We start from the raw sequence: 13,121 nt of genomic DNA, 5'->3' as shown, positions 1-13,121 counted from the left end.
CTAGCCCTCGATTTGTGCGTTCAGGACATTCAGGGTCGACAGCAGCCCGTCTTTGTCGGCGTAGCACCCTTGCAGCCAGCGGGAGCCGGCTCCGGAATAGCCCAGGCGCGCATGCATCACGCGGGTGTTGTCGACGATGAAGCTTTCGCCCGGCTCCAGCTTGAACGAGACACCCATTTCGGGATCGTCAATGAACGCGCCAAGCTGGCGGTAAGCAGCGTAATAGGCTTCCATTTTTTCAAACGGGATATCGACGAATGGGGCCGAGGAACGGTTGTTGAAGCGCATTCCGATCATCTCGCCGTCAGGCGACAGTTCGATCATCGGGCGGCGCGAACGCAGATGCACACCGTCGGAGCCCTTGTACTCAAACCGCGCCGGGTATCCAGCCAAAAGGGCAAAGCCCTCTGGGTTTTCAGCCTTCAGGCGTTCCGCAGCGCGGAAACCATCCACGACGATGCTGTCGCCGCCCTCAGCCGAGTTTTCCAGACAGTAAAGGATCTGCAAGCTGGGCACCGGGTCGCGGTAGGGGTTGTCGGTGTGCGCTTGCAGGCCAAGGCCGGTATAGGCGAGGTTGGTCGGGTTCACCTCGGTGCGGACCTCAAAATACTTGCCGTAGTTGGTCTCGCGGATAAACCCAAACATCTCCGCGCAATCTATCAAGGCGCCTTCTTCAATCGGGCCGTTCACCAGTTTGGCAAATCCGAGGCGGGCAATTGCGTCCAGCCAGTCCCGCTTGACCTGCGGCGTGGACTGCACCTCGCTCCAGTCAAAAACCGGCGCCGGCTGACTGCCGTTCCAGGTTTCAACACCCGGTGCCAGGCGGCCAAATTCGGACGATTGTTCAACATCATAGGCGTTGGACTTCAACCATGATCCCGGGAAGGTGACGGTTTTTCCTTCGGGGGCGAAAGTGACGGTGAGGGCATCATCCTCAACCAGCGCGGTGCTGATTTTAGTATCTGCGGAAATATCGCCAATGGTAATCAGCCGCTGGCCATTGCCAGGCGCACGGGTTTCAGGGTCCAGCGCGTTGTCGCGCAGCCAGACGGCGTGAAAACGGCTTTGGCTGCCGTCTTCGAATGTCAGGGTCAGAAAACTGCCGGATGCGTCGGCGGTTACGGAACGGGGCATGAGAGTCTCTCCGGTTGGCCTGGTTCTTGCTTGCCTTGCTATCGCGGCTGAGCCATCAAGAGAACGACGGAAATCGGGGTTTGAGAGTTAGGTTTTCTAATGCCTAAAAAAGTCACGCGGAAGGGTCTGCCGCCGCTCGATTGGCTCAAGGTGTTTGAGGCCGCAGGCCGGCACGGCAGTTTCACAGCCGCGGCAGAAGAATTCGGTGCCACCCAGGCGGCAGTCAGTCAGCGGATTCGAAACCTGGAATCCTGGCTTGGACGGCAGCTTTTCCTCCGCTCGGCCCGCGGTGTATCTCTGACGGTGGACGGCGAAAGCTACCTGCCGCTGGTGCATGATTCCCTGCGCGCACTTGAGCAAGGAACCGAGAACCTGTTCGGCCACAGCGTCCGGGAGCTGCGGATTGCCGCCCAGCCTTCGCACCTGGAAATGCTTCTGCTGCCGCGGCTTGCGGCGTTTTCTAAAGACTACCCAGAACTGAGGCTGGTCATGGAAACCGTACCCAAACGGCTGGATTTCGAGGCCGCGGACGGGGCATTGCACATCCGTTACGGGCGCGGCAGCTGGCAAGGGCGCGAGGGTATTCTGTTGGCCAATGAGGTGCTGATGCCAATGGCTGCGCCGGAAAAGTCTGCTGATTGGCGCCGGTTGCCAGCGATCGAACTGCGCGGCGAACGTCCGGGATGGGCCGAATGGGCGCGGGTAACCGGGGAGGGGCAGCCGGAAACCGGGCCGGTGTCGGTGGATTCCATGGCTCATGCGCTGCGGGCAGCACGGTTGGGAATGGGCGTGGCGCTTGGTTCCCAGGCCTTGGCCGCCAATTTGCTGCAAACCGGCCAACTGGTCTGCTTGGCGGCCCCCGAACTTGCGACCATTGACGGCTACTGGCTGACCTGGCCGCCAAGCCTTGGCAAAACACCACGCCAGATGGCTTTGCTGAACGCGCTTGCGGATGCAATCGGAACGCGGATGCCTTAGAAAACAAGACGCTGCATTGAGAGGGATTTGGCGCACCTGAGAGGATTCGAACCTCTGGCCTCTGCCTTCGGAGGGCAGCGCTCTATCCAGCTGAGCTACAGGTGCGTCGTTAAGCCGGGGTATACCCGCGCTTGGTTGCCTCTGCAACGGGAAAAACTGCCTGTTTCCAAATTCCTGACCTGGCCCTGCATACGCGCGCCTGGAAAGTTGCCCTGAAAATAATAAAGCCTGCACCAGGTGTGCAGGCTTGCAGATTTGCAATGGTTGGCGGCGTCAGCCGCGCCAGGTGCGGACAACGCCGCAATCCATATGGACAAAATTCGAACGCTGGTACTTGCCGACACCGCCGGCATGGCAGGCTTCGGCGGCCCGGGCCATCTGCGACACCGACCGCGACGCCAGGCGCAGGTCGGCGGCCTGGCCGCGCATATGCAGAGAGTTCTTTGCCACCCCGCGCGACCGGCTGCGCAGCATTGCGTTGGTCTTGGGGCTGCGGTAGCCGGACAGCAGCATATAGGGTTCGTTCACATCCAAAAGGTTGTGCGAAGCTGCCATGATATCGATGGTGCGCAGATCGATTTGCTTGACCTCGTCGCTGCGCCAGTCCCGCATGAAGTGATTGATTTCCTTGACCGCATCTTTGATGTAGTCGCCGTCAATCCAATACACCATGTCAAGACGCTCGCCGGTGCGGCCGGAGTACATGCGGATGCGACGGATATCGCCGCCACCTCGCAAGAAGCCTGCTGCACTGGAGAAGGTCGGAGCTGCTGCCACTGCCGTTGCAGCAAACACACCCAAAAGAGAACGCCGGGAGATCCCCGTGCCCGTGGTTTTTGCCATTGTAACTGCGCCGTCCCGTACGCTTTAGTCCTGCCTAGTCGCCCGATGTTACGGGCTCGTTAACGTTACTTTGTTAACGTGCGGCATGTATGGCACACAGAGAATCCTGATCCAACATTTCTTTGCCGCGCTGTAACGCATAGCCCGATTTTCGGCAATTTCTTGCGCATATGGGGAGGGGCAGGGAACTTTTCCCCGCGACTGTTGCAACCGGGTTTCATAGACGCGGCTTCGGTGCATCAAAGTTAAGTTTTCGCGATTGTGAATGGACAACAGCGGCTGGCATTTACCAGAATTTCAGATAGGCACTGCCAGAATTGACAAAAACGGCGCAAGGACCGGAAATTATGACGCGTGCTTTTGCAGGAAACTTCTTGCCAGGTATCAAAGCCGGGCTGTTTGCCTTGGCATTGGGCGGGATGATCGGCGGGTCTGTTTCCGGTTCGGCACAGGCTGAGGTTTCGGCGGCTTTCCGCCAGGCTGTTGCTGAGGCGGCCTACGGTTATGACGCCGTTGCAAAATTCTACCGCGAAAACGGCTATCAGGCGATTTGGACCGGTCAGGATGAGGCATCGCGCCAGCGCCGGAATGCGCTGCTGGCCGCTTTGAATGAAACCAAGGCGCATGGCTTGCCGGACCGCTCTGCAGAGGTCAGCGTCTTGATGCAGCAGATGCGCGACATCAGCACCACCCGCGACATCGGCACCGCTGAAGCCGCGCTGAGCAAGGCGCTGGTGGATTACGCCACCGATTTGCAAACCGGGATTCTGGTGCCGTCGCGGATCGATGACGGCATGGTCCGCAAAAAACACACCGTGGACGGCAGCAGCTTTCTCAGCCGGCATCCGGGACGGCCAGCCCTATGCCTATCTGCGCAGCCTGGTGCCCGCGTCACAGCAGTACCGCAGCCTGATGCGGGAAAAACTGCGGCTGGAGGGGTTGATTGCAGCGGGCGGCTGGGGGCCTGCGGTGAACGCCAAGAAGCTGGAAAGAGGCGACCGGGGGACCGCCGTGGTTGCCCTGCGCAACCGTTTGATGGCCATGGGCTATCTCCAGCGCAGCGCGTCGGGCAGCTATGACGCGGCGATGGAGAGGGCGGTGCAAAGCTTCCAGTCCGATCACGGGCTGGAGACCGATGGCGTGGCAGGCCCCGGCACCATTGACGAAATCAACAAACCGGTAAGCACACGGCTTAAGTCCGTCATTATTGCGATGGAGCGCGAGCGCTGGCTGACCCCCGACCGTGGCGAGCGGCATGTCCTTGTCAATCAGACTGACTTCACCGCCAAGATCGTGGACAACGGCGATGTGACCTTTGAAACCCGCTCGGTGATCGGCAAGAACACGCACGACCGCCGCAGCCCGGAATTCTCTGACGAGATGGAGCATATGGTGATCAATCCGAGCTGGTATGTGCCGCGCTCGATCATCACCAAGGAATATCTGCCGAAGCTCAGAAACAACCCGAATGCCGTCGGCCATATCCAGATCACGGACCGCCGCGGCCGGGTGGTGAACCGCAGCACGGCAGATTTTTCGCAATACACCGCGCGCAACTTCCCCTACGCCATGAAGCAGCCGCCCAGCAGCCGAAACGCGCTGGGGCTGGTCAAGTTCATGTTCCCCAACAAATACAACATCTATCTGCACGACACGCCGCAAAAGAGCCTGTTTGCCCGCGAGGTGCGCGCCTTTTCCCACGGCTGCATCCGTCTCGCCCAGCCTTTTGAATTCGCCTATGCGCTGCTGGCGCGCCAGACTGAGAATCCCAAGGATTTCTTTCACCGTATCCTGAACAGCGGCCGCGAAACCAAGGTTGAGCTGGAGCAGAAGGTGCCGGTTCATATCATCTACCGGACTGCAGTTGTGTCCGGCAAAGGCCGCGCAGAGTACCGCCGCGATGTCTATGGGCGTGACGCCAAGGTCTGGGCTGCTCTGGAACGGGCAGGGGTGGCGCTGCCCAGCTTTCAGGGATAAATGTCGGGCCCAAACAGGATTATTCTGAAAGGGCCTGCCATGTTCACAATCCGCCAGATCGCTGAGTCCCTGGGCGCAGAGGCCCAGGGCGACCTGGACCTGCAAATCGCGGGCGCGGCAGAGCCTCAGGATGCGGCTGCGGAGCAGATCGCGATGGCGATGGCTCCGAAATACGCCGAAGGCCTGAAGGCCGGCAAGGCGCAAGCAGCCATATTGTGGGACGGCGCGGACTGGCAATCCTTCGGACTGAAGGCCGCCATTTTTGCGCCGCGCCCGCGGATGACCATGTCGGGTGTGACCGCAATGTTGGATCGCGGCCAGGGATATGCCGAGGGCATCCATCCGTCCGCTGTCATTGACCCCACAGCCGAACTGGGTGACGGCGTTTCAGTCGGGCCGCTCTCAATTGTCGGGCCCGGCGCAAAAATCGGCGCCCGTTCGGTTATTGGTCCGCATTGCTATGTCGGCGCGGATGCGGTGATCGGCGCGGATGCGCATCTGCGTGAAATGGTTTCGATCGGCGCCCGCGCCGCCATCGGCCACCGTTTCCGCGCCCAGCCGGGCGCGCGGGTCGGCGGCGATGGCTTTTCCTATGTCACTCCTGAAGTTTCCGGTGCTGAAAATGCGCGCAAGACCTTGGGCGACCAGGGCGCGGCCAAGGCGCAGTCCTGGGTACGGATCCACTCTCTGGGGGCCGTGACCATCGGGGATGATGTGGAACTGGGCTCCAATTGCACCGTCGACAACGGCACCATCCGCGATACCGTGATCGGCAGCGGCACCAAGCTCGACAACCTCGTGCACGTTGGCCACAACACCCGCGTCGGTAACGACTGCCTGCTGTGCGGCCAGACCGGCGTGTCCGGCTCCGTCGACATCGGCAACAACGTTGTTCTGGGCGGCCAGACCGGCGTGGTCGACAATATCTTTATTGGCGACGGGGTGATTGCGGGCGGCGGCACCAAGATCCTGTCCAACGTGCCCGCGGGCCGCGTGATCATGGGCTACCCGGGCGTCAAGATGGAAACCCATACCGAGATGTACAAGGCACAGCGCCGTCTGCCGCGTTTGATGCGTGACATCGAATTGTTAAAAAAGGCTGTTTTCAAGTAGCCGTCTAATACCTACATCAGCCTCAGGCAGAAAATCGGGGATCTTTATATGAGCACGCAGGACAAGGTCATTGCAATCATTGCCGAACAGGCGGTTCTGGAACCGTCGGATGTGACCCTCGGCAGCACATTGGAAGATCTTGGCATCGACAGCCTTGGGCTGGTGGAAAGCATCTTTGCGATTGAGGAAGAGTTCGACATCTCCATCCCGTTCAACGCCAATGCGCCTGAGCAAAGCGATTTCGATATTTCCAATGTCGCAGCAATCGTCGCTGGAATTGACAAGCTGGTTCTGGAAAAAGCGTAAAGCTCTATGAAACGAGTCGTTATCACCGGGGCAGGAACCATCAATGCCCTGGGCCATACCGTTCCGGAAACGCTGGAAGCGATGCGCGAGGGCCGTTGCGGGATAGGCGAACTGGAATTCCGCGATGTGGAGCGGCTGGCGATCAAAATCGGCGGCCAGGTCCGCGGTTTTGAGGCTGAGGGCCGGTTCAACCGCCAGCAGATGAGTCTTTACGACCGGTTCACCCAGTTCACGCTCACCGCCGCCAAGGAAGCCATCGGGCAGGCCGGGCTTGAGTTCCACGGCGAGCTTTCTGCCAAGGCCGGTGTCGTTCTTGGCAATTCCGGCGGCGGCATGCAGACGCTGGATGAAAACTACCGCAGCGTCTACGAGGACGGAAAGAACAGGGTGCACCCGTTCGTGGTGCCCAAGCTGATGAATAACGCCGCAGCCGGCCATGTGTCGATGCAGTTCAATCTCAAGGGGCCCAGCTTTACTGTTTCCACCGCTTGTGCCTCGTCCAACCACGCCATGGCGCAGGCCTTTCAGATGGTGCGGACCGGCATGAGCCCGGTGATGATCACCGGCGGTTCGGAATCCATGCTGTGTTTTGGCGGCGTCAAGGCCTGGGAGGGGCTGCGGGTGATGTCAAAGGACGCCTGCCGCCCGTTCAGTGCCAACCGCAATGGCATGGTGCAGGGGGAAGGTGCCGGGATTTTCGTGTTCGAAGAATATGAGCACGCCAAGGCCCGCGGCGCCGGAATTCTCTGCGAAGTCATCGGCTTTGCCATGTCTTCGGATGCGGCCGATATCGTCATGCCCAGCAAACAGGGGGCCGCGCGCGCCATTGCCGGGGCGCTGCAAGACGCCCGCGTCGATGCCTCAGAGGTGGGGTACATCAACGCCCACGGCACCGGCACGGCTGCAAATGACAAGACGGAATGCGCCGCCGTGGCCGATGTATTCGGGCCGCAGGCCGACAAGCTGATGATATCTTCCACCAAATCCATGCACGGCCACCTGATCGGTGGCACCGGCGCGGTGGAGCTTCTGGCCTGCATCATGGCGCTGCGCGACGGGGTGATTGCGCCGACCATCGGGTATCAGGAGCCCGATCCGGAATGCGCATTGAACGTGGTGCCGAATGAGGCGCGCGAGGCCCGGGTCGATGTGGCGCTGTCCAACGCCTTTGCCTTTGGCGGGCTGAATGCGGTGCTTGTCCTGCGCAGCATCTAAAAACAGCACAAAAAAACGCCGCGGCCCGTCAGGGGCGCGGCGTTCCGTCTGTTTTGCCGCGGGGCTTACTGCTTGACCACGTCAACCACGTCGAAACCTGCGGTAAAGCCGTTCAGCGACAGTTGCATCTGCACGACCTGATCCGGCGCCGGTGCGGGACGCAGCGACAGCACTGCTTCCTTGCCCTTTTTTAAGGCGTCGATGTCGTTTTGGGTCAGGCCGATTTGCGCCACGCAGCCCAGCGGGCTGCAGAAGGTATAGTTGTAACGCTTGGCAGGTGCCCCGTCGATGGAGATGGTCAGCGCAGCCGGCAGGAGGGTTTCCAGCGGCACAATCACCGTGGCGCCGGCAACTGCCTGGCCGCCCTGCTGCTCAATCCGGAACAGCGACACCTCGGCCATTGGTTTGCCTTGCGGGCCTTCCAGCACCTGCAGCAGCGAGCACGGGTCGGTTTCAGCTTCGGTCCGGATGCAGGCCAAATCCCAGTCGCCGTGCTTTTCCTTGGAATAGCGATCCCCCAATTGGGGGCCGTTGCTGACGGGTTCGCCGAGATCCAGCAACTGATCCGCGGTGGTTTCGGATTGTTCTGCTTGCGTGCCGGTTTCTTCAGTGACGCCAGATTCTTCCGCGGCAGTTTCCTGCGCCGCCAGCGGCGCGGTCATGGCAAGCACCGCGGCAAGCGTGATCGGGGTCAGGGACTTCAACATGAATGCCTCATTTTTTGAAAGACGCTGCCTTCGCGTGTAACACGCTGTCCAGGGAGTGTCAGGTCCATAACAAAGCATCGGCGGGGAAATCCGCGCAAGGCAGCTCAGCCGTGGAAGCCGTTGGAAAAATACAAAAAAGGGAACCCGATGGCCCCCTTTTCCGTGTTAGTCTCTCCCCGTCGGACTGGCCGACTTAGTTATTGCGTAGGACGTTACGAAAGGGCTGGCCATCGGTCAACATGCAAGTTCAAAAAAAACCGGGCCGGCCTTGTTTTCGCGGCAACGGCACCTGAATACGGTGGGCGCGGCCCGCCATTGCCCGAAAAACAGGCAGTTGCAGCTCAAAAAGAAGGCCGTGCACGAGGCACGGCCCAGTCTGACAGGGAGGAAATGTCCGCCACGGCAACCGCATTTGCAGGGGCGGGCAAGATTACTGTCGCATCAAAAAGTTAACTTAGTATTGTTGTCTACAGGGAAAACCACGCAGAGGCAGGCATGGCAGACAGTATATTTCTTGGCGGCGGCGGCGAAGCCTATGGGGAGCCGCAGGCGCTGGACCTGAAATACGCCAACCGCCACGGCCTGATTGCGGGCGCCACCGGTACCGGCAAAACCGTAACCCTGCAGATCCTGGCAGAGGGCTTCTCCAACGCCGGCGTGCCGGTGGTGATGGCCGATGTGAAGGGGGATCTGTCGGGGCTGGCACACGCCGGATCGGAGCAGCACAAACTGCATGACGCCTTCTGCTCGCGCGCGGAAACAATCGGTTTTGCTGATTACGCCTACCATGCCTGTCCCGTCACCTTCTGGGATTTATACGGTGAACAGGGCCACCCGGTGCGAACGACAGTTGCAGAGATGGGCCCGTTGCTGCTGGCGCGGCTGCTGGAGCTGAGCGAGCCGCAGGAGGGGATCTTGAACATCGCCTTCCGGCTCTCCGACGAAGAGGGCCTTCCGCTTCTGGATCTGAAGGACCTGCAGGCGCTGCTGGTCTGGATCGGGGAAAACCGCAGCCAGCTTTCGCTGCGGTACGGAAATGTCTCCACCGCATCGATCGGGGCGATCCAGCGCCGCCTGCTGGTGCTGGAAAATCAGGGCGGTGCAGGTCTGTTCGGGGAGCCCGCCTTGGCCCTTAGTGATCTGATGCGTTGCGACACGGCAGGCAAAGGGATGGTGAATATCCTGGCTGCGGACAAGCTGATGGCGGCGCCCGGGCTGTATTCAACCTTCCTGCTGTGGCTGCTCAGCGAACTGTTCGAGGAACTGCCGGAAGTGGGGGATCCTGACAAGCCGCGGCTGGTGTTCTTCTTCGACGAAGCCCATCTGCTGTTTGAGGATGCGCCCAAGGCGCTGATCGACAAGGTGGAGCAGGTTGCCCGGCTGATCCGCTCCAAGGGGGTCGGGATCTATTTCATCACCCAGAACCCGGCAGATGTGCCTGAGGACATACTGGGCCAGCTTGGCAACCGTATCCAGCACGCGCTGCGCGCCTTTACGGCAAGGGATCGCAAAAATCTGCGCCTGGCAGCTGAAACCTATCGGGAGAACCCGCGGTTTTCGACTGAGGACGCAATCCGCGAAGTCGGGGTTGGCGAGGCTGTGACCTCGATGCTGCAGAAAAAGGGGGTGCCGGGGGTGGTTGAGCGGACATTGATCCGCCCGCCCAGCACACAGCTGGGACCGATCAGCGCGGATGAGCGCCAAAAGGTTCTGAAGGCTTCTGACATGGCGGGGAAATACGACGCCCCGCTGGACCGGCGCTCTGCCTATGAAATCCTGGCCCAGCGGGCGCAGTCCGCGGCACAGGAAGCTGAAACAGCGGAGGAAACCGCCGAGGCCTCTCCGGAGCCGATGGCGCGCGAGTTCAATGCCGCGCGCCGCTATTCAGGATCCCGGGTCAGCCGGTCCACCTCACGCTCCTACAAGAAAAAGGACAGCTTTACCTCTGCCATGTCTGAGGCAGTGATCAAGGAGCTGAAGGGAACCACTGGCCGCCGGATTGTCCGCGGTATCCTTGGCAGCCTGTTCAAAGGCCGCTGACAAAAAGCGGGAACCTGCGTCGAGGGCTGTAGTCAGCCCTCTTTCATTTGCCTGTAACCTTCCCGTTTGCAGATCTCATCTGCTTCCTGGACAGTCATGGACGTCGGCCGGTCGATTGAACGGTCCCACAGCACCCGGTCTTTGGTGTAGAGCTGGCAAGTGACGATGCCCTTGCTGGCCTGGAGCTGCACTGGAGTGGTTTCAAACCGCTCAGGGGAAACGCAGCCCGTCAATGCTGCAAGTGCGCCAGAGACGGCAAGGAATTTCAAAACAGTATGCATGGCTTTCTGCCTCATTGGACTCAGCTGAGTTGTATCAGCCTCCAAGAAACAAAAAATTAAGGCGCTGCTTTCACGGTTCTAAGGCAAAGCTTGGGCGTTGACTGCTGTGGCAGAGTTGCAGCGGTCAGTTGGGCTGAGCGGCCGCAAGGAGAGACCGGGCCCTGACCGGAAATTGTCCGCTCAGGGCCCTTGCCGTCTTACTTTTCAGGGATCAGGCCGCGCGGGCTGAACCTGAGCACAAGAAGCAGGATGAGCCCCATGGTGAACAGCCGCATATGCGAGGCGCTTTCCATCAGATGCGCCTTCAGCGCGCTGCCCTCAGCCATGCCGGAGGTGACAAGCTCCATCAGCAGGATGCCCATCGGCTCCACCTTGATCCAGAAGAACCAGATCAGCATGCCGCCCAGCACCGCGCCAAAGTTGTTGCCGGAGCCGCCGACGATCACCATCACCCAGATCAGGAAGGTGAAGCGCAGCGGGTTGTAGGTGCCCGGCGTCATCTGGCTGTCCAGCGTGGTCATCATCGCGCCGGCAATGCCGCAGATCGCGGAGCCGAGCACGAAGATCTGCAAATGGCGGCGGGTCACGTCTTTGCCCATCGCCTCTGCCGCGGTCTCGTTGTCGCGGATCGCGCGCATCATCCGGCCCCAGGGGCTTTTGAGCGCCATCTGCGCCATCCACAAAAGCGCCAGCAGCACTACGGTGAACATCAGCGCATAGCCCGCCTTGACGTAGACGGTCGAGGCGGTGACCGGATCCATGCCCCAGCTTGCCGCACGCTCCACAAAGGACGGATCGCTTTGCAGGTCCACTTCATAGGGCAGCGGGCGGGGCAGGCCGACCACGTTCTTCACACCGCGCGACAGCCAGTCCTCGTTCTTCAGGACCGCGATGATGATCTCGGCAATACCCAGTGTTGCAATCGCCAGATAATCCGAGCGCAGACCCAGGGCGGTCTTGCCGATCAGCCAGGCGGCACCAGCCGCCAGCAGGCCGCCAGCGGGCCAGGCCAGCAGCACCGGCAGGCCCAAGCCGCCGATATTACCCTGCAGCGCCGGGTTGATCGCTTCAACACTGCCAACTGCCGGATCAAAGATCGCGCGGTAGACGAAGAAGCCGGCAACCAGAACAGCCAGCAGCACCAGTGTTCTGAATTTGCCCGCGGGCATATTCTTGGTGATCATCACCGCGGCCACGATCGTCAGTGCCCCCATGACCAAGGCCATCACGATGCTGACGCCGCCCGACGACCAGGCCGCCGGGATCACTGGAGTCGAGGTCAGCACCACAGCCAGACCGCCAAGCGCGGTAAAGCCCATGATGCCGACGTTGAACAGCCCGGCAAAGCCCCACTGGATGTTCACCCCGATGGCCATAATGGCTGAGATCAGCCCCATGTTCAGGATCACCAGCGCCGAGTTCCAGGAGCCGGAAAAGAACAGGAAGTCGGTCATGCCTTCTGCGAGGATCATCACGCCGACAAAGACGAAAAGAAGGGTATGTTTCATAGTGTCGGTCATACCGCTTTCCCTTTGAAAAGGCCGGTGGGCTTGAACAGGAGGACGACAATCAGGATCGCAAAGGAAACCGCGAACTTGTAGTCGGTGCTGAGGAGCTGAACCAGCCCGTCAGGTGCCAGGCTGTCCGGCAGGCCGTAGGTCAGGACCTTTTTCCAGGCATAGGTGATCGTCACCTCGGAAAACGCGATGATGAAACCGCCAGCAATGGCCCCAATCGGATTGCCGAGGCCGCCAACAATGGCGGAGGCAAAGATCGGCAGCAGCAGCTGGAAATAGGTGAACGGTTTGAACGACTTGTCGAGGCCGTAAAGCACGCCTGCAATGGTCGCCAGCGCCGCCACGATCATCCAAGTGTACATCACCACACGCTCCGGGTTGATGCCCGAGAGCAGCGCCAGATCCTCGTTATCAGAATAGGCCCGCATGGATTTGCCGGTGCGGGTCTTGTTCAGGAACCAGAACAGCACCGCCACCACGATGATCGCGGTGACTACGGTGATGCCTTGGGTGGTCTTGATTGCCAGGCCTTCGTTCAGACCGGTCATCTGCTTGAAGGTGCGCGCCTTGATGATGAAACGCTCGCCATCGGCAAACCGCTGGTCGCCGGGGCCAATGATGAAGCGCACGATGCCGTTCATCATGAACATCACACCCAGCGAGACCATGACAAAAATCACCGGTTTTGCCTTCTGCTGGCGGTAGAACCGGTAAACGGTCTTGTCGGTCAGCAGCGCCAGGCCGATGGTGCCCAGGATGCCAAAGGGCAGGGCCAGCAGTGCTGTCGGCAGCGGTCCTGCGCTGATCCCCATGGACTGGAAGGCCCAGGTGATCAGGATCGTGACCATCGCGCCGAACGCCATGGTATCGCCATGGGCAAAGTTCGAGAACCGCAGGATCCCGTAGATCAGCGTCACCCCCAGCGCGCCAAGCGCCAGCTGGCTGCCATAGGCGAGGCCGGGGACAAGTACAAAGTTAGTAAGCGCCACGAGGGCGTTGAGAAGATCCAT

Annotated in this window: 11 protein-coding genes, 1 tRNA gene and 1 pseudogene; 6 read left to right on the top strand and 7 right to left on the bottom strand. The window is 60.5% G+C overall.

All coding sequences use genetic code 11. The features are described from left to right. Positions 1-1,134 carry a 2-trimethylaminoethylphosphonate dioxygenase gene (gene tmpA, locus AC5STB_RS17575; protein WP_495444082.1) on the bottom strand — a complete coding sequence of 378 codons (1,134 nt, stop codon included), beginning with the start codon at positions 1,132-1,134 and terminating at the stop codon, positions 1-3. A gap of 99 nt (positions 1,135-1,233) precedes the next feature. Here tmpA and AC5STB_RS17570 point away from each other — a divergent pair, with 99 nt between their 5' ends. Beyond that, on the top strand, positions 1,234-2,112 hold the full coding sequence (locus tag AC5STB_RS17570) for a LysR family transcriptional regulator (protein WP_495444081.1): 879 nt from the start codon (positions 1,234-1,236) through the stop codon (positions 2,110-2,112). Positions 2,113-2,140: 28 nt separating this feature from the next. Here the strand turns inward: AC5STB_RS17570 and AC5STB_RS17565 are convergent. Together AC5STB_RS17565 and mepK are read right to left on the bottom strand one after the other, a co-directional pair. Next, positions 2,141-2,217: transfer RNA gene (locus tag AC5STB_RS17565), tRNA-Arg, on the bottom strand. Positions 2,218-2,385: 168 nt separating this feature from the next. Beyond that, positions 2,386-2,955, bottom strand: a complete 570-nt coding sequence (gene mepK, locus AC5STB_RS17560) for a peptidoglycan L,D-endopeptidase MepK (protein ID WP_495444080.1) — start codon at positions 2,953-2,955, stop codon at positions 2,386-2,388. 347 nt (positions 2,956-3,302) lie between these two features. On the opposite strand from mepK, the pseudogene AC5STB_RS17555 reads away from it, so the two are divergent. The 4 genes and pseudogenes from AC5STB_RS17555 to AC5STB_RS17540 all read left to right on the top strand — a co-directional run bounded on the left by AC5STB_RS17555 (position 3,303) and on the right by AC5STB_RS17540 (position 7,566). Then, a pseudogene (locus AC5STB_RS17555) lies at positions 3,303-4,932 on the top strand (L,D-transpeptidase family protein). Positions 4,933-4,971: 39 nt separating this feature from the next. Next, the gene (locus AC5STB_RS17550) at positions 4,972-6,045 is read left to right on the top strand and encodes a UDP-3-O-(3-hydroxymyristoyl)glucosamine N-acyltransferase (protein WP_495444079.1); all 1,074 of its coding nucleotides are present in this window, start codon (positions 4,972-4,974) and stop codon (positions 6,043-6,045) included. 48 nt (positions 6,046-6,093) lie between these two features. Next, on the top strand, positions 6,094-6,351 hold the full coding sequence (locus tag AC5STB_RS17545) for an acyl carrier protein (protein WP_495444078.1): 258 nt from the start codon (positions 6,094-6,096) through the stop codon (positions 6,349-6,351). 6 nt (positions 6,352-6,357) lie between these two features. Next, a complete protein-coding gene (locus AC5STB_RS17540) occupies positions 6,358-7,566 on the top strand; it encodes a beta-ketoacyl-[acyl-carrier-protein] synthase family protein (RefSeq protein ID WP_495444077.1) in 1,209 nt (402 codons plus the stop codon). Positions 7,567-7,631: 65 nt separating this feature from the next. Here the strand turns inward: AC5STB_RS17540 and AC5STB_RS17535 are convergent, their stop codons facing one another. Continuing rightward, the gene (locus AC5STB_RS17535; RefSeq protein ID WP_495444076.1) at positions 7,632-8,273 is read right to left on the bottom strand and encodes an invasion associated locus B family protein; all 642 of its coding nucleotides are present in this window, start codon (positions 8,271-8,273) and stop codon (positions 7,632-7,634) included. 495 nt (positions 8,274-8,768) lie between these two features. Between AC5STB_RS17535 and AC5STB_RS17530 the strand changes: the two genes are divergently transcribed. Beyond that, entirely contained in the window at positions 8,769-10,313 is a 1,545-nt protein-coding gene (locus tag AC5STB_RS17530; RefSeq protein ID WP_495444075.1) for a helicase HerA-like domain-containing protein, read from the top strand. Between the two features lie 32 nt (positions 10,314-10,345). Here the strand turns inward: AC5STB_RS17530 and AC5STB_RS17525 are convergent, their stop codons facing one another. The 3 genes from AC5STB_RS17525 to AC5STB_RS17515 form a co-directional block, all read right to left on the bottom strand. Further along, positions 10,346-10,609 carry a hypothetical protein gene (locus AC5STB_RS17525; protein WP_495444074.1) on the bottom strand — a complete coding sequence of 88 codons (264 nt, stop codon included), beginning with the start codon at positions 10,607-10,609 and terminating at the stop codon, positions 10,346-10,348. Positions 10,610-10,791: 182 nt separating this feature from the next. Further along, on the bottom strand, positions 10,792-12,114 hold the full coding sequence (locus AC5STB_RS17520) for a branched-chain amino acid ABC transporter permease (RefSeq protein WP_495444073.1): 1,323 nt from the start codon (positions 12,112-12,114) through the stop codon (positions 10,792-10,794). Beyond that, on the bottom strand, positions 12,111-13,121 hold the full coding sequence (locus AC5STB_RS17515; RefSeq protein ID WP_495444072.1) for a branched-chain amino acid ABC transporter permease: 1,011 nt from the start codon (positions 13,119-13,121) through the stop codon (positions 12,111-12,113). Before AC5STB_RS17515 ends, AC5STB_RS17520 begins: the two co-directional genes overlap by 4 nt.

The organism is Leisingera sp. CC-HEC093, from assembly GCF_059429195.1.
This window is presented reverse-complemented; position numbering and strand designations above follow the sequence as displayed.